We start from the raw sequence: 19,584 nt of genomic DNA, 5'->3' as shown, positions 1-19,584 counted from the left end.
CACTCGACAGGGTGTGGGAGAGTAAGACACCGCCGACACAATATTTGAAAGGGGCCCCTTCTTCCGGACCGGAAGAAGGGGCCCCTTCCCATTTCTGCATCCCATTGCGCGTCCATGCGGGTGGTAATGGTCGGCGACCCGATGACGACCATTACCACCCACGACTCATGAAGTCAGTTTGCGTCGGAGCAGTTCGAAGCACAGCACCGCCGCGGCGCTGGCGACGTTGAGCGATTCCACGCCTCCAGCCATCGGAATGGCCAGCGGCTGCGCGATGCGGGTCTGCACGTCCTCCGAAAGCCCGGCGGTCTCGCTGCCCAGCACGAACACCGCGCGCGACCCGAAGTCGGCGTCAAAGATGCTCTCCTCTGCGGACGCCTCCAGTGCGAACAGCGGATAACCCGCCTCGCTCAGCATCTCCGCTGCCTCGCCGGCCGTCCTGGTCCGCAGCACCGGGGCGTGGAAAGCTACGCCGGCCGAAGCCTTGATGACCAGCGGATCGAGGCTGGCGACCCCGCGGTGCGGGACGACGATCCCGTCAACCCCGGCCGCGGTCGCGGTGCGCAGAATCATCCCGACATTCGCCGGTGTCGTCAGACCGTCGAGCAGCAGAATGGTTTGCGGCGCGTGCGCGGGCTCGGCGAGTGCGTCCGAGAGCGGCCGCATCTTCCGCGCCACCACGTCGGCCACCACGCCCTGGTCGTGCCGGCCGTTCCCGGCCAGCACCTTCACCCGGTGCGCGCTCGCCCGCTGGATCTTCACCGCGCGGTCCGCGGCGGCGTCCTTGATCTCCTCGATGATCGGCCCGCGCAGCCCCTCGGCGAGGATCACCTTGTCCACGCGTAGGTCGTAGTCCGCCAACGCCTCCAGCACAGGCTTTCGGCCGTAGACGGTGACGAATCGATCTTTCGGGGAAACTTCGCTGGTCACGCCTCCAAGTGTCACATGCGCTGCCACGCCTACCTCGACTGGAACCCCCTCGGGATCGGGCCGGTTATGTGTCAGGATCGCGGTCATGTCCGATCGTCTCTCCGCAGTCGACGCCTCCTTCCTCTACCTGGAGGACTACACGACGCCGATGCACGTCGGCGGCGTCGCGGTGTTCCGGCGCCCGCGCACCGGGTTCGACTACGACAAGGTGCTGGCGCTGACCGACCGCCGCCTGGGCCTCGTGCCGCGCTACCGGCAGCGGGTGATGCAGGTTCCGGGTGGGCTCGTCCGCCCGGTGTGGGTGGACGACCAGGATTTCGACATCACCTACCACGTGCGTCGCTCGGCGCTGCCCAAGCCGGGCAACGACGACCAGCTGCACGACCTGGCGGCCCGGCTGATGTCCCGGAAGCTCGACCACACCCGCCCGCTGTGGGAGATCTACCTGGTGGAGGGCCTGTCCAAGAACCGGGTGGCGGTGATCACCAAGACCCACCAGGCGATGGTTGACGGCATCGGCGCGATCGACATCGGGCAGGTGATCCTGGACGTGGAGCGCGACCGGGAGGTCCCGGACGCTGACGAGCTGTGGATGCCGCGTCCGGAGCCGAGCTTGGCCGAGCTGCTGGTCGAGGCGATGACCGATGCGGTGCAGCGGCCCGGTGAAGTGGTGGAGAACGTCCGGGCTGCGGTGGCTGACGCGACCGCGACGGTGCAGAAGGTCACGAGGGCCCTCGGCGGCGTCGCCTCGGCACTGCGGACGGCGGTGGTCCCGGCACCGAGCGGGCCGCTGAACGCGCCGACTTCCACTCAGCGCCGTTTCGCCGTCGCGAGGGCCAAGCTCGACGATCTCCGCGCCGTTCGCCAGGCCCACGGCAGCACAGTCAACGACGTGGTGCTGACGATAGTGACCGGTGCGTTGCGGAACTGGTTGTTGTCCCGCGGTGAGGTGGTGACCCCGTCGACGACGGTGCGCGCGATGGTCCCGGTGTCGGTCCGCGCCGACGACGAGGCGCGGGCGACGTACCGGGAGACCGGCAGCCTGCCGGTCGGATCGGTCGGCAGCAAAGTGTCGGCTTACCTCGTGGACCTGCCGGTCGGCGAGGGCAACCCCATCGTTCGGCTGCACCAGGTCAGTCACGCGATGCGGGCGCACGCGGAGTCCGGCCAGTCGGTGGCGGCCGGTGCGTTGGTTAAGGTGTCCGGGTTCGCCCCGCCGACCCTGCACGCGTTGGGGGCGCGGGTCGCGAACCAGTTCTCCGACCGGTTGTTCAACGTGCTGGTGACGAATGTTCCGGGACCGCAGGTGCCGTTGTACGCGGCGGGGGCGAGGATGATGGAAATGTTCCCGGTGGTGCCGTTGGCCAAGAACCAGTCGCTGTCAGTTGGCGTTACCTCCTACGACGGCGGCGTGTACTTCGGGTTGAACGCGGATCGGGATGCGATGCCCGATGTGGACGTGCTCGCGGCGATGATCGGAGAAGCAGTGGACGAGATGATCGGGACGGTCGACGCATGAGGGTTTACCTGCCCGCCACGGTGCCGATGTTGCGGCGGTTGGTGGAGGAGAAGCAGTTGCAGCCGTTGGGCGGGACAGCGTTCGCGTTGACACCGGCGCTGCGCGAGTCCTATGCCAGCGGCGACACGGAGGAGTTGGAGTACGCGGCGATGCGGGAAGCCGCTCGGGCGTCGCTGCGGTTGATCGCCGGTGACCTGGGCGCGGGCGAGAAGGTGGAGCTCCGGCGGGTGGTGATCTCCGCCGATGTCGAAGACGTGACTCTGCGACCGGACCTAGACCACGCTGTTGTGAAGGTTTCCGGGCCGGTGCAGTGGCGGCAACTCGCGGCGGTGCATGTGGACGCCACGGAAGCTGAGGAGGCGGTGCGCGCCGCGGCTGAGGTCATCGACGCGGCTGATCTCGGCGACCCGGATGCGGACTTCACCCTCGGCGAGGCCGAGGACCACGAGCTAGCCTGGTACGCGCCTCAGGAAGTGCCGTTCCTGCTGGAATTGATGTAGCCGATCTGGAATTGATGTAGCCGATTCCACGTGAAATTGGCGAAGCGTCGCGCGGCGACGTGGACGGATGGTGCGGCTCGTGGCGGGGTGCCTCGGGCCGCACCGCGGCGTCACTGCTGCTTTTCCTGGACCTGCTCCGCTGGCGGGACGTTGATCTGGACCGGCTTGTCCCAGTCGCTTTAGCGCACCGTCATGGTCGACTCGGGGATCTGCTGGCCTGCCACGTTGAGCGCAGGCGCGGTCGAGTTGGCCTTGACCGGCAGGTCATCGGCGTCCAGCCATACGGTCTGCTTGATCTCGGAGATCCCGGCTCCAACCAGCGCCTCGCACGCGGCCTTTTCATCGGCCTTGGCTCCGGCGACGGCCGCCTTTAGGTCGGTCACGATCTCGTAACGGGTCGCGTCCCGGTCGTCGACTGCGGCGCGACGCACGGTTTTCTCTGGATGAAGATTGCAATGCCCAGAACGTAACATTCCGCGTTGCCCTTTTAGGGCGGTTTGTCAGAAGCCCGATCAGCGCGGCGGTTGTTGGGCCTGCTGCGGCAGGTCCTCGAAGACGCCGACTTGTCCAGCCGGCGGCACCGGGATCTCGGTGGGCGCGCCCCAGTCGCGGTAGGTCGAAGTCAGCGACACCTTGCCGGCCTGCGCGACTTCCTGGCTGGCCGCGAACCGCGCGGGCAGGCCGGCTTCGTCCAGCCACAGCTGGTACCCGAGTTCCACTTCCCCGTCGTCGGCGGCCTGCCGGAACTGGGCGCGCTGCTGCGGGTCGGCGGCCACGTCGGCGGCCTGCGACGTGATGACCCGCAGGTCGTAGCGGGTGGTCGGCTTGCCGTCGATGGTGTCGGGCCCGCTCTGCTGGATGCGGGTGGCGGTTTCGATGCCGCTGAAGGTGGCGCGCGGGTCGACGGCTTCGTGCAGCTGGTGCAGTGCGGGACTGAGGAGTTTTGCGCCGAAATCCGCGCCGCCGGGGGTGATCTTGAGCCACGGCTTGTCGGGTGCGGGCCGTGTCAACGGGGTCTGCAGGTACCCGACACCATCCACGATGGACAGTTCGATTCGCTGCGGTTTGTTCCCGGGGGCGAGGGTCTGGCCGGTGAACGCGAGATCGGCCAGCGGCCCCCGGTAGTGGACGGTGCCTTCCGCGGCCAGTTCGCCCACCATGCCGAGGCTTCCGTGAACGCTGCTGCGCACGCTGCCGCGTTCATTGACCTTGCCGATTACCTGCGACAACATGGTGCCCGCGGCGGGGCGAGGGTCGGGTTGGGTGGCCATCAGCGCCCTGGCTTGCGGGAGTGGTTCGGTGCCGCAGGCGCTGAGTGCTGCGATCAGGGCGAGACCAGCGGACAACACCGCGGTCCTGCTGGCTCGTGGCATCGGGCGAGCTCCTCGGGCCGGTGGCGGCACTGTGCTCGTGCGGTTGTCCGCACGCCGTATTGGCGGCGCGGGAAGAAGAACGACCCGCGCAGACCGAATCCAACGCTAGCAACGATGTCGTGAGACCACAGGGGACGATCGCGACCCGTTCGGGGGGATCAGGCTTCGTCGAGCCCGGCCCGGGAGCGCAGCAGGCGGCGCAGCGAGGCGAGCTGTTCGACGCTCCCGCCGTCGGACGCGTAGGTGTCCAGGTGGCAGTCCGGATCGTCGGAACCGCCCAGGTGACCGCAGTTCGACGGGCATTCCTCAGCAGCTTCGGCGAAGCCCTCGAACGCGGCGATCACGTCGTCCGCGGTGACGTGCGCCAAGCCGAACGAGCGGATCCCTGGGGTGTCCACCACCCAGCCGCCCCGCTCAGGCAGTGCCAGCGCGACTGCCGAGGTGGATGTGTGCCGGCCCTTGCCGACCCCGCTGACCTCGCCGGTCGCCCGGTCCGCGGCCGGCACCAGCCGGTTGACCAATGTGGACTTACCGACCCCGGAGTGGCCGACCAGCGCGGAGACCCGGTCGGTGAGCAGGGCGCGCAGCTCCTCGGGTTCGGCGTCCAGCCGGGTGATCGTGATCGGCATGTCCAGAGAGGAGTACGTGTCGATCCACTCGCCGGGGTCGGCGAGATCGGCCTTGGTCAGGCACAGCACCGGAGTCAGCCCGCCCGCGTAGGCGGCGACCAGGCAGCGGTCGATGAAACCGGGGCGCGGCGGCGGATCGGCCAGCGCGGTCACGATGACCAGCTGTTCCGCGTTGGCGACCACGACCCGCTCGTAGGGGTCGGTGTCGTCGGCGGTGCGGCGCAGCACGCTGGTGCGGTCGGCGACCCGCACGATGCGGGCCAGCGTGTCGGGCTTGCCGGAGATGTCGCCGACCAGGTCGACCCGGTCCCCGACCACCACCGGCGTGCGGCCGAGTTCGCGGGCCCGCATGGCGGTGACCAGCTGGTCGGGATTGCCCTCCAACGCGCAGGTCCACCGCCCGCGGTCGACCGCGACGACCATCGCGGCCGCGGCGTCGGCGTGCTTGGGACGTTGCTTGCTGCGCGGACGGCTGCCGCGGCGTCCGGGACGCACCCGCACATCGGACTCGTCCAGATCCCGCCAACCGCGCTTGCGCATCAGATCGCCGCCCCCGCGCTCACGCCGTTTCCCCGAGCATCGTTGCCCACATCCCCGGGAAGTCGGGGATTGTCTTGGCAGTCGTCGCGATGTCCTCGACGGCTACACCGGGCACCCTCAGCCCGAGGATCGCGCCAGCCGTGGCCATCCGGTGGTCGGCGTAGGAGTGCCAGTTGCCGCCGGTCATCGGACGTGGCTCGATCAGCAGCCCGTCCTCGGTCTGCTCGACCGCGCCGCCCAGCTTGTTGAGCTCGTTCTGCAGCGCGGCGAGCCGGTCGGTCTCGTGGCCGCGCAGGTGCGCGATGCCGCGCAGTTGCGAGCGGCCGGAGGCTAGCGCCGCCAGCGCCGCGACCGTCGGGGTGAGCTCGCCGACGTCGTGCAGGTCGATGTCGATCGGGGCGAGTTCGTCAGGGCCGGTGACGGTCAGACCGGCCTCGGTCCGCTGCACGTGCGAGCCCATCTGCCGGAGGATTTCGCGGATGGCGTCGCCGGCCTGCGTGGTCTGCGCCGGCCAACCGGGCACGGCCACTGTGCCGCCCGTCACCGCTGCGGCGGCGAGGAACGGGGTGGCGTTGGACAGGTCGGGTTCGATGTCGACGTCCAGCGCGTGGATCTTGCCCGGTGCCACCCGCCAGACGTTCGGTTCCTGGTCGTCGACGTCGACACCGGCGACGCGCAGCATCGACACCGTCATCTCGATGTGCGGCAGCGACGGCACCGGCGTGCCTTGGTGCAGCACCGTGACGCCCTGCTCGAACCGCGGCGCGGACAGCAGCAGCCCGGAGACGAACTGCGACGACGCGGACGCATCGATGGTGACCGTGCCACCGGTGAGCTTCCCGGTGCCGTGCACGTCGAACGGCAGAGCGTTGCCGTCGATTCCTGCCCCCAGCTCGCGCAGCGCGTCGAGTACTGTGCCCAGCGGGCGCTGGCGGGCCTGCGGATCACCGTCGAAGGTGATCCGTCCGACTGCCAGGGCAGCGACCGGAGGCACGAACCGCATGACCGTGCCGGCCAGGCCGCAGTCGACCCCGGCCGGACCGTGCAGCGTGGACGGGGTGACCAGCCACGAGCCGTCCGGTCCGTCCTGCACCTCGACCCCGAGGGAACGCAGCGCCCCGGCCATCAGCTCGGTGTCCCTGCTGCGCAGCGGGGCGCGCAGGGTCGACGGTTCCTCGGCGAGCGCGGCGAGCACCAGCGCGCGGTTGGTGATGGACTTCGAACCGGGCACCGGGACGGTCGCGTGCACCGCGCCGCGGGCGACCGGAGCAGGCCAGAGCTGGGTCATAGGGCAATGATCCCCCACCCGGCTCCCCGTTTTCAGCGGTGGGGGCCACCCGGTGGTGCATCTGCGCAGGTCGGTTCGTGTGGCGGCGTGAGTTGCGCCAGTGGTCGGCGTCGCGGTTCGGGTAGCGATGTCGCTCGCCTGCGGCGATCCGGGCTGCAAGGATGAGGTCGACCGTTCCGCTACGAGGTGACGGAGGTTCGACCAGGCATGTGCGGCAGGTACGCCTCCACGAAGGATCCGGGCAAGCTCGCGGCCGAGTTCGCGGCGTTGGACGCCACCGGCGGCGCAGCACCGGGCGCGGACTTCAACGTCGCGCCGACCAAGAACGTGTTCAGCGTCGTGCGGCGGCACCCCCGCGACGATGCCGGTGATCGGGACCTCGAACGGGCCGAACGCACCATTCGGGTGATGCGGTGGGGCCTGGTGCCGATGTGGGCGAAGGAGAAGTCCATCGGCAGCCGGATGATCAACGCCAAGTCGGAGACGGTGACCACCAAACCCGCCTTCCGCAGTTCGATCAAGCGCTACCGGTGCCTGCTGCCCGCCGACGGCTGGTACGAGTGGAAGCGCGAGGGCGGCCGGAAGCAACCGTTCTTCATGACCTCCCCGGACGGTTCCAGCCTGGCGATGGCCGGGATCTACGCGTCCTGGCGCGACCCCCAAGCCGAGGACGCGCCGCCGCTGGTGACCTGCTCGGTACTCACCACCAGCGCGATCGGGCAGTTGACCGACGTGCACGACCGGATGCCCCTGCTGCTGCCGGCGACTGCGTGGGAGCAGTGGCTCGATCCGGACCTACCGGAGGTTAATGATCTGCTCGGCCCGCCGCCGCGGGAACTGGTCGACGGACTGGAGATCCGACCGGTGTCGACTGCGGTCAACAGCGTCCGCAACAACGGCGCGAAGCTCCTGGAGCGCGTGTCGCTCGACGAGCAACCGCACGCGGTAGGTTTGGATCCGGACGTGAAGTGAGCCGGCTCGGGCGCCGGGCGAACGCGGGGTGAGTTCTGATGTGTGGTCGGTACGCCGTCGGGCACGACCCGGCGGCGCTGGCCGAGGAGTTCGCGGCGGCGGATCGCACGGCCGGTGCGGTGGGCGCGGATTTCAACGTGACACCGACCAAGACGGTGCCGATCGTTGTGCAGCGCGGTGCCGAACGCAGCATCCGGCCGGTGCGCTGGGGCCTCGTGCCGACCTGGGCGAAGGAGGTCGGCAGCGGCCCGCCCGTGATCAACGCTCGGGCCGAGTCGATCACCACCAAGCCGGCCTTCGCGGACTCGGCGCGACGCCGCCGCTGCCTGATGCCCGCCACCGGCTGGTACGAGTGGCGTCCTGGTGACCGGCGTCGGCAGCCGTACCTGTGCACCCGCGAGAGCGGCGCCAACCTGGCGATGGCCGCGGTGTTCTCCGCCTGGTGGGCGCCGAACTCCACTGATCAGCCGTTGGTGACCTGCGCGGTCGTCACCACCGATGCCGTCGGCGAGTTGGCTGACATCCACCACCGCATGCCGCTGGTGCTGCCCGAGCACCGTTGGGCCGACTGGCTTGACCCGCAGCGCAACGAGATCACGGACCTGCTGGAACCCCAGCGGGAGGTGCTCGACGAACTAGCGATCCACCCCGTCTCCACCGAGGTGAACAGCATGCGCAACAACCATCCGGACCTGCTGGAACGGGTCGAGCCGCTGCCCGAACCCGCCGAACAAGCCGCATTGTTCGAGTCATGACCAGGCTCGAGGTCGAGACGCCGCACGGCCCGGCCCGGGCCGAACTGCACAGCGCCGAAGAGGGCCGCGCCGCGCTGCTGCTCGGACATGGCGCGGGCGGTGGCATAGCCACCCCCGACCTGGTGGCGGTGACGCGGGCCGCGACCGAAGCCGGGGTGCACGTGGCGCTGATCGAGCAGCCCTACCGGGTCGCAGGGCGCCGGGCGCCCGCCCCGTCCAAGCAGCTCGACACGGCGTGGCTCGCGGTGGTGGAAGACCTTGGCGAGCGCTGGTTCGCGGATCTACCGCTGATCTTCGGCGGGAGGTCGTCCGGGGCGCGGGTGGCTTGCCGAACCGCGGAGGCGGGCGCGGCGTCGGCGGTGCTGTGCCTGGCGTTCCCGGTGCATCCGCCGGGCAAACCGGAGAAGTCGAGGCTCGGTGAGCTCGACGGGGTGGAAGCTCCGGTGCTGGTAGTGCAGGGCGAGCGGGACGCCTTCGGCCAGCCGGAACCGTCGCACAACCGCGAAGTGGTGCTGGTTCCCGGCGACCACTCGCTGAAGGCCGATGTGGACGCGGTCTTCCGCGCGGCACAGGAGTGGCTCGGACGAGTCCTCCGCCTCCTCGACTAGCCTTCGCCCGCGTCCCGGCCTCCAATTACCATTTGAAATTGCGGTAAACGCGGTGTCGGGTCAGCTGGCGATGTCGGCGATGCGGGCGTCGAGCAGCCGGACCAGGTCGTCGGCCGCCAGCTCGATCTCCAGGCCTCGCCGCCCGGCGCTGCAGTAGATCGTTTCGAACCCCGTCGCCGACTTGTCGATCACCACCGTCAGCCGCTTCTTCTGACCGAGCGGCGAGATCCCGCCCGCGACGTAACCGGTGGCGCGTTCGGCGTCGGCGACCTCGGCCATCTTCGCCTTCTTCCCACCGACGACAGCGGCGAGCGCCTTCAGGTCGAGCTGCCCGGTGACCGGGACCACGCCGACGGTGAGCTTGCCGTCGACCTCCGCCACCAGCGTCTTGAAGATCCGCTCGGGAGGCTGGCCGAGCGCCTCGGCCGCCTCCAGCCCGAAAGACTCGGCACGTGGATCGTGCTCATACGCGTGCACCCGGTGAGAGATGCGTCGCTTGCTCAACAGCGCTGTCGCCGGAGTGCCCTTGCCTGCCATGCGCGTCACTCTAGAAGGCCGGAATAACCTTTGACGCAGGTTGCGTTGCACGGTTCGTGACGATGGATTCGACGAACACCTGCGTGCTGGATCGCCCCGAGCGTGCACTGCTGGCACAGCCAGGTAACAGCAGGCGAGCGCGGGTATCCTCGAAAACGGACCATGCTAAAGATCGCATGGGTTCGTCGCCTGCAGTCACCTCGTCCAGGCGGCGGGAAAGGAGCCAGGTGCCAAGCACCCCAGAGCACCCGGACGCAACCGGGCGGCCCGGTGATGCCGGGCGGCTCAGCACTGCCGACATCGAGCCGACGGTCGGCTCCTCCGAGGTCGACCGCAGCGAGGAGACCGACGAGCAGCGCGCGGCCCGCTTCGAACGGGACGCGATGCCGCTGCTGGACCAGCTCTACGGCGCGGCACTTCGGATGACCCGCAACGCGCAGGACGCCGAGGACCTGGTCCAGGAGACCTACCTCAAGGCTTTCTCCGCCTTTAAGTCGTTCGCGCAGGGCACGAACCTCAAGGCCTGGCTGTACCGGATCCTCACGAACACCTACATCAACGGTTACCGCAAGCGACAGCGGCAGCCACAGCAGCAGCCGACCGACGAAATCGCCGACTGGCAGCTCGCCCAGGCCGAGAACCACACCTCCAGCGGCCTGCGCTCGGCCGAGGTCGAAGCGCTGGACCGGCTGCCGGACACCGACGTGAAGGCTGCCCTCCAACAGCTGGCCGAAGAGTTCCGCATGGTCGTTTACCTCGCGGACGTGGAAGGGTTCGCGTACAAGGAGATCGCCCAGATCATGGGCACACCGATCGGCACGGTGATGTCGAGGCTGCACCGTGGTCGCCGGCAACTGCGTGAGATGCTCACCGACGTCGCCCGTGATCGCGGGTTCTTGCGGGAGACCAAGCGGGAGGTGAGCACTAAATGAATTGCGGCGGGCCCGACGAAGCCTCCTGCGAGGACGTGCTCGCTGAAGTGTGGCTGTTCCTGGACAACGAGTGCGACCAGCAGCGGCGCGCGGCGGTGCAACAGCATCTCGACGGTTGCGGTAGCTGCCTCGAACACTTCGGCATCGAAGAGCACATCAAGGCGTTGCTGCATCGCAAGTGCGGCGGTGAGCACGCCCCCACGGAGCTGAAGGACCGGCTTAGGGCCTCCATTCGGGAGGCAGTGCTGCGCAAGGCGGAGGTGACCGTCGAGCGCGGCCCGGACGGCACCTCGGTGGAGGTACGGGCCAAGCGAACACCGGCGGAATGACCGCAAGACGATGAATGGCCCCGGACCGCGGTCCGGGGCCATTCATCGTCTTCGACGGCTGGCGCCGCCGAATTCACGAGCCGTTGGGGCGCTTGCCGTGGTTGGCCTTGTTCTTGCGCCGGTCCTTCTTCTTGCGGGCCCGCTTACCCATGGCCTCTCCCTAAAGTTCGCCTGTCCGACCAGTCCGACCGGGGATGGGCGTTCGCGGCCACCCGGTCTCCGCTGGGGTTTCGAGCATCCAGTTTGACATGGCCACCACCTGCCGCTGGCGGGTGGTGGCGGTCGTGGTTTCCTAATTAGGGGTCTACCGGGTCCACGACGAGGAAGAACGCGATGGCTGAGGAGGTCCGCGCCTAGATGGTCGCCAACGTGTTGGCGGTGTCGGTCGGCGAGGGCGACTCGCTGGTGCTGGTGGAATCCATGAAGATGCAGACCCCGGTGCTCAGCGAGGTCGCGGGCACGGTCAGCGCGATGGCAGTCAAGCCCGGCGACGTGGTCCAGGAAGGCGATCTCATCGCGGTCGTGGAGTGACGCGGCCGCGCCGACCAAGAGAGGCGGATCTTGTCCACGCTAAGTGATCTGCTCGCCGAGCACACCGGACTGTCCGGCACCGCCGCCGACCACCTGCAGCTCGTGGTCGCCGAATGGCAGCTGCTGTCCGACCTGTCCTTCGCGGACTTCCTTCTCTGGGTCCCGATCGGCCCGCAGGGCGCACCGGAAAGCCGGTTTCTGTGCGTTGCTCAGGCGCGGCCGACCACGGCGCCGACGGCCCACCCGGAAGACGTCGTCAGCACCGAGGTCACCCAGGAAGAGCACCCGCAGCTGCGGCGCGCCGCCCTGGAGGGCCGGATCTGCCGCGAGGAGGATCCGCGCTGGCACCTGGGCGTGCCGGTGCGCCGGGAGACGATCCCGGTGAAGCTGGGTGACGAGATCGTCGCGGTGCTCAGCCGGGACACCAACCTGGCTGTGCCGCGAGTGCCGTCGCCGCTGGAGATTTCCTACCTGGGCAGCGCGGCCGACCTGTGCCAGATGGTCGCGGACGGGACCTTTCCGACTCCGGAGCCGGCGCCTGATGTGCACACCAGCCCGCGGGTCGGCGACGGCCTCATCCGCCTGGACAGCTCCGGCACAGTGGTCTTCGCCAGCCCCAACGCGCTTTCCGCGTACCACCGGATGGGCCACGCCGCGGATCTGGTGGGGGCGCAGCTCGCCCCGCTTACCAGGTCGCTGCTCAACGATCCGTTCGACGCGGACGAGGTCGCGCAGCGCGTCCGCCGAGCGATGGGCGGACAGCCCAGCATGCGCATCGAGGCCGAGGCGCGGGGCGCGACGGTGCTGTTCCGGGCGCTACCGCTGCGGCCCCGCGGGCAGCAGGCCGGCGCTTTGGTGCTGGTGCGCGACGTGACCGAGGTCAAGCGCCGGGACCGCGCGCTGATGTCCAAGGACGCGACGATCCGCGAGATCCACCACCGCGTCAAGAACAACCTGCAGACGGTGGCGGCTCTGCTGCGGCTGCAGGCGCGGCGGACCGGGAACAATGAGGCTCGGCTTGCTTTGGACGAGTCGGTCCGGCGGGTCACGTCGATCGCGCTGGTCCACGAGACGCTGTCGATGTCGGTGGACGAGCGGGTGGATCTCGACGATGTGGTCGACCGCGTGATCCCGATGATGAGCGATGTCGCCGCGGCGGAGACCGGGGTCAAGGTGCGCCGTGAGGGTCGCTTCGGGGTGGTGTCGGCGGAGCTGGCCACGCCGTTGGTGATGGTGCTCACCGAATTGGTGCAGAACGCTTTCGAGCACGCATTCCCGGAAGGCCAGGGCGGTGAAGTCGTTGTGCAGGCGGAGCGTTCGGCGCGTTGGCTGGACGTCGTCATCTCCGATGACGGTCGCGGCCTTCCGAAGGGTTTCTCCCTCGAACGCGCCGAACGTCTCGGCCTGCAGATCGTGCGGACCCTCGTGGAATCCGAGCTCCGAGGGTCATTGAGCTTGCGCGGTCGCGGTCGGCAACCCGGTACCGAGGCGGTGTTGCGGGTGCCTCTGAAGTACCGGCGCTGACGCCGTCCCGTGGGTGGGAGTGCCGCGCTGGTGCGTCGATCTCCGGTGACATGCCGGTCGGGTGGCGTGTCTTGGCCGATCGGGTCAGGTTCCTGGCGGAACTCAGCTCATCGAACGGAGAGCTTCACGGTTCCTGCCGGGGCCGACATCGACGCGGATCGGCCGGATATCTCGTCGGGATTTGAATTGTCGGGTGCGATGGCCGTTCGTTCGACCGGGGCGAAAACGTGCGGTCGGCCACCGGGGGTGTGACCGACCCGGCACGTTTTCAGTGAGCTTCGCGACTCAGGCGTTGGTGCGGGCCCGGGTGCGAGCGTTGCGCCGCTTCAGCGCGCGCCGCTCGTCTTCGCTCATACCGCCCCATACGCCGGCGTCCTGCCCGCTCTCCAGTGCCCAAGCCAGGCACTCGGAGGCGACCGGACAGCGGCGGCAAACGGCCTTCGCCTCGGCGATCTGCAGCACAGCAGGACCACTGTTCCCAACGGGGAAGAACAGCTCCGGGTCCTCGTCACGGCAAACCGCACGGTGGCGCCAGTCCATCGTTCCTTGCTCCTCGCTAGGCGCGCCCACGCGCGCCGCTCGTTTCGTTCGGGGTGTTTGTGAATGCTTTCACGGAGTCCGTGTGCTTGTGAATACTTTCACGAACTGCCGCGATGTCAAGAGTTCGATCTCGCGCGGTGAGGGAACTCACCTGAAAGATCGATAGGGCTTGACCAGGGGTTTCGGTGTGTCATCGATCGCAGACGGGGGTCGCGAGTCGACAACTACGTTCATCCGTTACGAGAAGGTTATACGGCGACGCGGAGAGCATCCGGGACGGAGAAAAACTCGATCGCGGAACGCTCGCCCAGGCAGTCACCGTCGACCTGCAGGCGCAACGGCTCCGTACAGGTTACGCGGAGATGGCCTACGTCCGCACGCTGAATTGAGTTCCTCGGGTGTGGTTTCCCTCTATCGCGTAGCATCGCCGCTACATGTTGTAACACAGGGTAAGTATTCATGTTGCGCAATGCGAAAACCCCGAGGCCGGTGTCGAAGCTGGTGTCGGGGCTCATGCGCACTGGACGTGACCCGAGATACGTCCACGGATCGGTGTTCGAAACGAACACGCTGTGTAGTTGATGGATCGGTTCTTCGTGACCGATTTGCAAGCTGATCAACGGGGCCTGGCGCGCCATGCGGAAGTAGCAGCTCAACGCGGTGCGCGCGTACAGGGCGGGGGTCACGTTCTGGCCGCGGGAGCGTTGCCGTTCGACCTCGGCGACGACCTCGGCGTCCCAACCCACGCCGGCGTTGAAGGTGAACCACCGGTCGTCGGCCTTGCCGAGCCCGACCATCCGCCCGCTGCCGTCCGCCACCGCGCGCAGCAGCCGGTGGGTAGCTTCGACCGGGTCCCTGGGCAGGCCGAGCGCGCGGGCGAACACGTTCGCGGAGCCGCCGGGCACCACGCCCAACGTCGGCATCGCCTGATCGCCGAGGTCGGCGGCCGAGAACATGCCGTTGACAACCTCGTTCACCGTGCCGTCGCCGCCATGCGCGATCACCAGATCGACGCCGTCCTCGACGGCCGCTCGCGCGGTTTCGGAGGCGTGGCCCCAGTACTGCGTTTCGACGATGTCCAGCTTCAGCTCGCTGGCCAACGCGTGGGCGATGACATCCCGGCCAGCCACAGTGGTGGACGTCGCCTGCGGGTTAACGACGAGTACGGCGCGCACAACCGAAGCCTAGGGGAGGCCCGTGCGGGCCGACGCACCGTCCGGTGTTCCGCGTCCCACCGCGGTTCAGTTCTCCCGGTGATCCCCCTTCCGCAGCGGGCCGCACGCTGACCGGCCAGCGTGCCGGGCTGCGGTGGGGTCGGCCGACTGAGACACCAGGAACGGGTGCGCCGCGCCGTTAACTGCCACCAAGATCCAGCGGAACCCGGATGCGCAACCCCGGAGCGCATCCGACCGTCCTCCGCCGGTACCTGCCCGGCCGACGGCTGATCGCGAGGACACCCCGATATCCCCGACCGCCGCTTGAGCCATGAGCCGATCATTGCGCGTGACAGTGGTCGCAGCCAGGCGGCGTTCGGGCGGTATTACCATCGAAAGACGCATACGCAGAGTCACCGATTTGATCCGGGAAAGGCGACCGTGAGAGTGCCGACCGAAGCCGTCCCGCGCACCATCCGCATCGCGGGTGTCCTGACCACCCTGCAGGCGGTGGCCGGGCTGATCTTCGTCGTGGCGCTGCTCGTCCGCAGCACCGCCCCCGAAATCGGGGGAGTGGGGCAGTTCGAGCGCGGCCAGATGTACGGCGAGGCCGGGTACTACACGCTGCTGGCAGGAGGTGTGCTGGCCGCTGGCATCGGCCTGTGGAAGGGTAAGCACTGGGCGCGCACGCCCGCCCTGCTGATGCAGCTGCTGCTGCTGGGCACTGCCTGGTACGCGTTCGGGCCGTCCTCGCAGCCGCTGATCGCATTGGTGATCGCGGTGCCGGCGATCGCGGTGCTGTGGTTGCTGTTCAACCGGGAGGGAAGGGCCTGGTCCTTCTCATCGAGCACCGCCCCCGACGCCGATCGCGACGAATGAGCCGGCGCGTCAGGCGCTGAAGTTGCGCAGCGCGTCGCCGGTGAGGCGGTACCCGGTCCACTCGTCCATCGGGATCGCGCCGGCCGCCTTGTAGAAGTTGATCGAGGGCTCGTTCCAGTTCAGCACGGACCACTCCAGCCGTGCGTAGCCGCGCTGGACGCATTCCTGCGCCAGGGTCTGCAGCAGCGCCTTGCCGAGACCGGAGCCGCGGTGCTCGGGGCGGACGTAGAGGTCCTCCAGGTAGATGCCGTGCACGCCCTCCCAGGTGGAGAAGTTCAGGAACCACAGGGAAAGGCCCACGATCGCACCGTCCACTTCGGCCACATGGCCGAACAGCGCCGGCGTTGGGCCGAACAGCGCGTCCCGCAGCTGCTGCTCGGTCAGGTGGCACAGCTCCGGCGCCTTCTCGTAGAGCGCGAGTTCGTGCACCAGCCCGACCATGGGGGGTACGTCGGCTCGGGTCGCCCGGCGGATCATCGATACCTCCACATGAGTTGCGTCGCCCCAGAATATTCGGGGGCGCGCACCAGCCAGCGCAACGGATTACCCGGTCAGCCCTCTTGCCAGGGCGGGATGTTCGACCGCTCCACCTGCGGGACGCCGCGCTCGTGGCCGAGCACCGTGACCCCGGCGGGATCCAGCGCGAAGTGCACCCCTGAAGTGGCCGGCAGCCCGAGCCAGCGCGCGATCAGGCAGCGGCTGAAGTGGCCGTGTCCCACCAGGACCACGTCCGAACCGGCGGCCGCGATGCGGGTCAGCAGCTTGTCGGCGCGCGCGGTGACGTCCGCCGCTGTTTCCCCGCCCGGGCAGGGGTGCGTCCACACCGTCCAGTCCGGTACCTGCTCGCGGATCTGCTGTATGGTCAGGCCTTCGTAGTCGCCGTAAGCCCACTCGGCGAGCAGCGGTTCGCTGACCACGTCGGCCAGCCCGGCCAACGTCGCCGTGCGCTGGGCGCGCTGCCGGGGGCTCGCGAGCACCACGACCGGTCCGGCCGGGCGCAACGCGGACAGCGTCTGCCCGGCCTGCCGCGCCCGCAGCTCGCCCTCGACCGTGAGCGGGATGTCGCAACGGCTGGTGTGCTGACCGGTCTGGGACCACTCGGTCGTGCCGTGCCGGAGGACATAAACGCGGTGCTCGTCCTGTGCCACGGCTCCGAGCGTAACCGCGCTGCGCGGGGCCTACCGCTCCAGCGCCGTGGCAACCAGCGCGGGGCCTGCCTTCTCGGGCGAGCCGGTGTCGAATGGCGGCTGCGGGTCGTACTCCAGCATCCGCTGGATCATCTTCGCGGTGTACTCGCCTCAGAGCCTGGCCACCAGCGACAGTGCCATGTCGATGCCCGCGGACACTAGCCGACGGCCGGGTAGCCGACGACCGGGTAGCCGACGACCGAGAGACCGTCGATCCCTGATGTCGATCCCTGGCCCAGCGGCGAATTCGTCGATGTCGTCGGCCCAGTTGCGAAGCGTGCGTCCGGTGCGGCATCGGAGGCACGCAAGCCGGGGCGGTCCACCGAGATCAACCGAACTCCCAGCGCATCGACGTCGATGGCGAACCCGGGCCGCTGGCTCGTCGCGACCGCGGTGCCCGTCGGAGAGTTCGTGCTCCCCGAGCCGCGTCGGTTCCGAAACGTCCACGGCTGTCAATTGTGGACACCGCCGCGCGCGGGTGCATTCGATTTTCCGCCCGGCCTGGGAGTTGCCAGGAGAGTTGGATGGCGGCGGAGGGCCAGCTGCCGTCGTCGGAGAACCGGGTTCCCAGTAGAACGGGTTCAGCTCGAGCAGCGTCCGCGCCGGCCAACCCGGGGATTTCCCGGATCCGCCACCGCGACCTGGACGCCGGGATCCCCACAGCGGGAAGCCACTCCTGGCAGGTGCCGCACGGCGCGAGTACGGCATTGCCTTCGTTGCCGGGCCTGACGCAGACGGACGCGGTGGCGCGTTTGTCGAGCGGGTACGCCTGGCAAAGCGCGCCCGTCTCGGCGCAGTCCACCCGCCGTTGAGTCCCACCCACGCAGTCTGCCCCCGGGCCGAAGGCCGGGCCGGAAGGCGCCCGATGGAAAAGGACGCCGACCCGCGGAGTGGTCCCCGCTGGTCGGCGTCCTGACTGCAGCGCTCAGCCCTGCTTGGTCTCCCAGAAGATCTTGTCGATCTCGGCGATGTAGTCGAGCAGCTGCTGACCGGACTTGGCCTCCATGGAACCCTTGGTCCCGGCCGCGCCCGCGGCCTTGGTGGCCTTGTTGATCAGCTCGTGCAGCTGCGGGTATTTCTCGAAGTGCGGCGGCTTGAAGTAATCGGTCCACAGCACCCACAGGTGGTGCTTGACCAACTCGGAGCGCTGCTCGGCGATCAGAATCGCGCGAGTGCGGAACTCCGGGTCCTCATTGGCCGCGTACTTCTCCTGGATCGCCTTGATGGACTCAGCTTCGATCCGCGCCTGCGCCGGGTCGTACACGCCGCACGGCAGGTCGCAGTGCGCGGTCGCCTCTAGGCGGGGGCTGAGGATTCGCGACAGGAGTCGCATGATTCCTCCCTGACAGTGAGTGCTCCGACAGGCCCGACCCTACTCTTGAAGATCCTCGACGTCCTACTGGAGGTGGCTGTGAAATCCCTCGGGTGCTGGCCCTGGCGGCGGTTGCTGGTGCGCGGGCCGTCCATGGTTCCCACCCTGCGGGATCGCGACGTGGTGCTGCTCCGGCTTCGGGGTTCCGCCCGGCCGGGGAACGTCGTGCTGGTGCGTTGGGCCCAGCGGCCGGGGCAGTTGTCGGTGAAGCGCGCGCTGCGCCGCGAAGGCGGTGGCTGGCACGTCGAGGGCGACAACAACTTCGGCTCGACGGACTCGCGGGAGCTCGGGCCGGCCGAGGTGCTCGGCGTCATTCGGTGGCGCCTCTGGCCGATGCCGGGCCGCTTGCGGTGACCGTTCAGCCGGAGCTGCGGAGGCTTTCGTAGTGGGCGAGGCATGTTTCGTAGTCCGGAAGAAGGCCCTTGTCGGCGGCTTCCGCCAGGCTCGGGGCGGCCCGGTCCTTTTCGGACAGGATCGGTTCACCGTCGAGGTCGGACCACGGCAGCGCCAGTCCCGGGTCGAACGGGTCGATGCCGTGCTCGGTGCCTGGGTTGTAGGGCGTCGAGCAGAGGTAGGTCATCACGGTGTCGTCGGTCAGCGCGGCGAACGCGTGCCCGAGTCCTTCAGCCAGGTAGACGGCGCGGTACTCGGTGTCGTCGAGCCGCACCGTCTCCCAGCGGCCGAAGGTCGGGGAACCGACCCGGATGTCGATGACCACGTCGAGCAGCGCGCCCCGCGGGCAGTACACGTATTTCGCTTGGCCCGGCGGCACGTCCGAAAAGTGCACGCCGCGGATGACGTTGCGTGCCGAGACGCTGTGGTTGGTCTGCGCGACTCGCAGCGGGTGCCCCGTGGCGTCGACGAACGCCGCCTCCTGGAACGGGGCCACGAACAGGCCCCGGTGGTCGGGGAAGGCCTTCGGGGTGAACTCGTATGCACCCGTGATCTCGAGTCGACGTACCTGCACGGCCGAAAGCCTATGAGGTTGGTTGGAATGCGGTTCGCTGGGGCGGAGTTGATATGGGTTATGCGAGCCATTGATCACCGTATTCAAAACGGACGTACGTACTGCGGAATGGGGTACTGAAACAGGACACACGTACTGCCGCAATCCCGATCCAAATAGGACGCGCGTACTGCCATGTGCCATTGACAAGTTGTTGAACCTGCTGGTGAGGTTGTGTGATCCCGGTCGCTGACAGTGATCTCGCGGCCTGGCACACTGTTCGAACCGCAGCGTCCGCCGAGCCGCTGTCCGACCAGGGCGGCAGGTCTCGGTCATTTCAAGACGTTCGCCTGTCCGGCACGCAAGGGCAGGCGACGCCGCACGGGTGGCGAACTGCCGCCCGGTCCGCCCGGCCTGGAATGCGTCCGGGCCGCAGGCATGGCTACAGGAGGGACGCCGTGACCACCGTGAACGACAGCACCGCGAGCGGAGTCGGTGCCGAATTGACCAACGAGGAGATCTTCGCGGCGCACGAGGGC

26 protein-coding genes are annotated in these 19,584 nt (G+C 68.6%); 12 read left to right on the top strand and 14 right to left on the bottom strand.

All coding sequences use genetic code 11. The features are described 5' to 3' along the window. Positions 1-165: 165 nt before the first annotated feature. Positions 166-930: a TrmH family RNA methyltransferase gene (locus tag ACWDKQ_RS30150; protein WP_450142159.1), complete on the bottom strand. Its 765-nt coding sequence runs from the start codon at positions 928-930 to the stop codon at positions 166-168. 85 nt (positions 931-1,015) lie between these two features. On the opposite strand from ACWDKQ_RS30150, the gene ACWDKQ_RS30145 reads away from it, so the two are divergent. After that, on the top strand, positions 1,016-2,449 hold the full coding sequence (locus ACWDKQ_RS30145) for a WS/DGAT/MGAT family O-acyltransferase (RefSeq protein ID WP_450142158.1): 1,434 nt from the start codon (positions 1,016-1,018) through the stop codon (positions 2,447-2,449). After that, on the top strand, positions 2,446-2,949 hold the full coding sequence (locus ACWDKQ_RS30140) for a DUF6912 family protein (protein WP_450142157.1): 504 nt from the start codon (positions 2,446-2,448) through the stop codon (positions 2,947-2,949). The genes ACWDKQ_RS30145 and ACWDKQ_RS30140 overlap by 4 nt, the downstream gene beginning before the upstream one ends. Before the next feature lie 179 nt (positions 2,950-3,128). Here ACWDKQ_RS30140 and ACWDKQ_RS30135 read toward each other — a convergent pair whose 3' ends face one another. The 4 genes from ACWDKQ_RS30135 to aroA all read right to left on the bottom strand — a co-directional run bounded on the left by ACWDKQ_RS30135 (position 3,129) and on the right by aroA (position 6,779). Beyond that, positions 3,129-3,380, bottom strand: a complete 252-nt coding sequence (locus ACWDKQ_RS30135; protein WP_450142156.1) for a hypothetical protein — start codon at positions 3,378-3,380, stop codon at positions 3,129-3,131. Positions 3,381-3,461: 81 nt separating this feature from the next. Beyond that, entirely contained in the window at positions 3,462-4,322 is an 861-nt protein-coding gene (locus tag ACWDKQ_RS30130) for a hypothetical protein (protein WP_450142155.1), read from the bottom strand. A gap of 158 nt (positions 4,323-4,480) precedes the next feature. Further along, a complete protein-coding gene (rsgA, locus tag ACWDKQ_RS30125; RefSeq protein WP_450142154.1) occupies positions 4,481-5,491 on the bottom strand; it encodes a ribosome small subunit-dependent GTPase A in 1,011 nt (336 codons plus the stop codon). A 19-nt stretch (positions 5,492-5,510) separates the two neighbouring features. After that, on the bottom strand, positions 5,511-6,779 hold the full coding sequence (aroA, locus tag ACWDKQ_RS30120) for a 3-phosphoshikimate 1-carboxyvinyltransferase (protein WP_450142153.1): 1,269 nt from the start codon (positions 6,777-6,779) through the stop codon (positions 5,511-5,513). Between the two features lie 207 nt (positions 6,780-6,986). Between aroA and ACWDKQ_RS30115 the strand changes: the two genes are divergently transcribed. From ACWDKQ_RS30115 to ACWDKQ_RS30105, 3 genes are read left to right on the top strand one after another with little or no spacing between them, the layout of a single operon-like run. After that, the gene (locus tag ACWDKQ_RS30115) at positions 6,987-7,751 is read left to right on the top strand and encodes an SOS response-associated peptidase (protein WP_450142152.1); all 765 of its coding nucleotides are present in this window, start codon (positions 6,987-6,989) and stop codon (positions 7,749-7,751) included. A gap of 38 nt (positions 7,752-7,789) precedes the next feature. Continuing rightward, positions 7,790-8,506, top strand: a complete 717-nt coding sequence (locus tag ACWDKQ_RS30110; RefSeq protein ID WP_450142151.1) for an SOS response-associated peptidase — start codon at positions 7,790-7,792, stop codon at positions 8,504-8,506. Further along, positions 8,503-9,114, top strand: a complete 612-nt coding sequence (locus ACWDKQ_RS30105; RefSeq protein ID WP_450142150.1) for an alpha/beta hydrolase family protein — start codon at positions 8,503-8,505, stop codon at positions 9,112-9,114. The genes ACWDKQ_RS30110 and ACWDKQ_RS30105 overlap by 4 nt, the downstream gene beginning before the upstream one ends. Before the next feature lie 60 nt (positions 9,115-9,174). Here the strand turns inward: ACWDKQ_RS30105 and ybaK are convergent, their stop codons facing one another. After that, the gene (gene ybaK / locus ACWDKQ_RS30100; RefSeq protein WP_450142149.1) at positions 9,175-9,651 is read right to left on the bottom strand and encodes a Cys-tRNA(Pro) deacylase; all 477 of its coding nucleotides are present in this window, start codon (positions 9,649-9,651) and stop codon (positions 9,175-9,177) included. 227 nt (positions 9,652-9,878) lie between these two features. Here ybaK and ACWDKQ_RS30095 point away from each other — a divergent pair, with 227 nt between their 5' ends. Together ACWDKQ_RS30095 and rsrA are read left to right on the top strand one after the other, a co-directional pair. Beyond that, complete coding sequence (locus ACWDKQ_RS30095; protein ID WP_450142148.1) at positions 9,879-10,583, top strand: sigma-70 family RNA polymerase sigma factor; 705 nt, start codon at positions 9,879-9,881, stop codon at positions 10,581-10,583. Further along, positions 10,580-10,912 carry a mycothiol system anti-sigma-R factor gene (rsrA, locus tag ACWDKQ_RS30090; RefSeq protein WP_450142147.1) on the top strand — a complete coding sequence of 111 codons (333 nt, stop codon included), beginning with the start codon at positions 10,580-10,582 and terminating at the stop codon, positions 10,910-10,912. Before ACWDKQ_RS30095 ends, rsrA begins: the two co-directional genes overlap by 4 nt. A 73-nt stretch (positions 10,913-10,985) precedes the next feature. Here the strand turns inward: rsrA and ACWDKQ_RS30085 are convergent, their stop codons facing one another. Then, positions 10,986-11,063 (bottom strand): 50S ribosomal protein bL37, encoded by a 78-nt coding sequence (locus ACWDKQ_RS30085; protein ID WP_371812874.1) that lies wholly within the window; start codon positions 11,061-11,063, stop codon positions 10,986-10,988. Between the two features lie 206 nt (positions 11,064-11,269). Here ACWDKQ_RS30085 and ACWDKQ_RS30080 point away from each other — a divergent pair, with 206 nt between their 5' ends. Next, on the top strand, positions 11,270-11,443 hold the full coding sequence (locus tag ACWDKQ_RS30080; RefSeq protein WP_450142146.1) for a biotin/lipoyl-containing protein: 174 nt from the start codon (positions 11,270-11,272) through the stop codon (positions 11,441-11,443). Positions 11,444-11,473: 30 nt separating this feature from the next. After that, positions 11,474-12,967, top strand: coding sequence for a sensor histidine kinase (locus ACWDKQ_RS30075; RefSeq protein WP_450142145.1), 1,494 nt, complete (start codon positions 11,474-11,476; stop codon positions 12,965-12,967). A gap of 285 nt (positions 12,968-13,252) precedes the next feature. Here ACWDKQ_RS30075 and ACWDKQ_RS30070 read toward each other — a convergent pair whose 3' ends face one another. Together ACWDKQ_RS30070 and ACWDKQ_RS30065 are read right to left on the bottom strand one after the other, a co-directional pair. Next, positions 13,253-13,507, bottom strand: a complete 255-nt coding sequence (locus tag ACWDKQ_RS30070; RefSeq protein ID WP_010304783.1) for a WhiB family transcriptional regulator — start codon at positions 13,505-13,507, stop codon at positions 13,253-13,255. A 248-nt stretch (positions 13,508-13,755) separates the two neighbouring features. Beyond that, positions 13,756-14,682, bottom strand: coding sequence for a diacylglycerol/lipid kinase family protein (locus ACWDKQ_RS30065; RefSeq protein ID WP_450142144.1), 927 nt, complete (start codon positions 14,680-14,682; stop codon positions 13,756-13,758). 426 nt (positions 14,683-15,108) lie between these two features. Between ACWDKQ_RS30065 and ACWDKQ_RS30060 the strand changes: the two genes are divergently transcribed. Continuing rightward, on the top strand, positions 15,109-15,540 hold the full coding sequence (locus tag ACWDKQ_RS30060) for a hypothetical protein (protein ID WP_450142143.1): 432 nt from the start codon (positions 15,109-15,111) through the stop codon (positions 15,538-15,540). A gap of 9 nt (positions 15,541-15,549) precedes the next feature. On the opposite strand, the gene ACWDKQ_RS30055 is transcribed toward ACWDKQ_RS30060, so the two are convergent. The 3 genes from ACWDKQ_RS30055 to ACWDKQ_RS30045 all read right to left on the bottom strand — a co-directional run bounded on the left by ACWDKQ_RS30055 (position 15,550) and on the right by ACWDKQ_RS30045 (position 17,059). After that, complete coding sequence (locus ACWDKQ_RS30055) at positions 15,550-16,017, bottom strand: N-acetyltransferase family protein (protein WP_450142142.1); 468 nt, start codon at positions 16,015-16,017, stop codon at positions 15,550-15,552. 74 nt (positions 16,018-16,091) lie between these two features. Next, positions 16,092-16,688: a histidine phosphatase family protein gene (locus tag ACWDKQ_RS30050; RefSeq protein WP_450142141.1), complete on the bottom strand. Its 597-nt coding sequence runs from the start codon at positions 16,686-16,688 to the stop codon at positions 16,092-16,094. 197 nt (positions 16,689-16,885) lie between these two features. Continuing rightward, on the bottom strand, positions 16,886-17,059 hold the full coding sequence (locus ACWDKQ_RS30045; RefSeq protein WP_450142140.1) for a hypothetical protein: 174 nt from the start codon (positions 17,057-17,059) through the stop codon (positions 16,886-16,888). A gap of 192 nt (positions 17,060-17,251) precedes the next feature. On the opposite strand from ACWDKQ_RS30045, the gene ACWDKQ_RS30040 reads away from it, so the two are divergent. Beyond that, entirely contained in the window at positions 17,252-17,539 is a 288-nt protein-coding gene (locus ACWDKQ_RS30040; protein WP_450142139.1) for a hypothetical protein, read from the top strand. A gap of 113 nt (positions 17,540-17,652) precedes the next feature. On the opposite strand, the gene sodN is transcribed toward ACWDKQ_RS30040, so the two are convergent. Further along, entirely contained in the window at positions 17,653-18,060 is a 408-nt protein-coding gene (gene sodN, locus ACWDKQ_RS30035) for a superoxide dismutase, Ni (protein WP_450142138.1), read from the bottom strand. A 78-nt stretch (positions 18,061-18,138) separates the two neighbouring features. Here sodN and ACWDKQ_RS30030 point away from each other — a divergent pair, with 78 nt between their 5' ends. Beyond that, on the top strand, positions 18,139-18,453 hold the full coding sequence (locus tag ACWDKQ_RS30030; protein ID WP_450142137.1) for a S24/S26 family peptidase: 315 nt from the start codon (positions 18,139-18,141) through the stop codon (positions 18,451-18,453). Positions 18,454-18,457: 4 nt separating this feature from the next. On the opposite strand, the gene ACWDKQ_RS30025 is transcribed toward ACWDKQ_RS30030, so the two are convergent. Continuing rightward, positions 18,458-19,066, bottom strand: a complete 609-nt coding sequence (locus tag ACWDKQ_RS30025) for a dTDP-4-dehydrorhamnose 3,5-epimerase family protein (protein ID WP_450142136.1) — start codon at positions 19,064-19,066, stop codon at positions 18,458-18,460. Positions 19,067-19,584: the final 518 nt, after the last annotated feature.

It is taken from the genome of Saccharopolyspora sp. NPDC000995 (assembly GCF_053599315.1).
The sequence above is the reverse complement of the archived record's forward strand: the minus strand, read 5'-3'. Positions and strand labels throughout refer to the sequence as shown.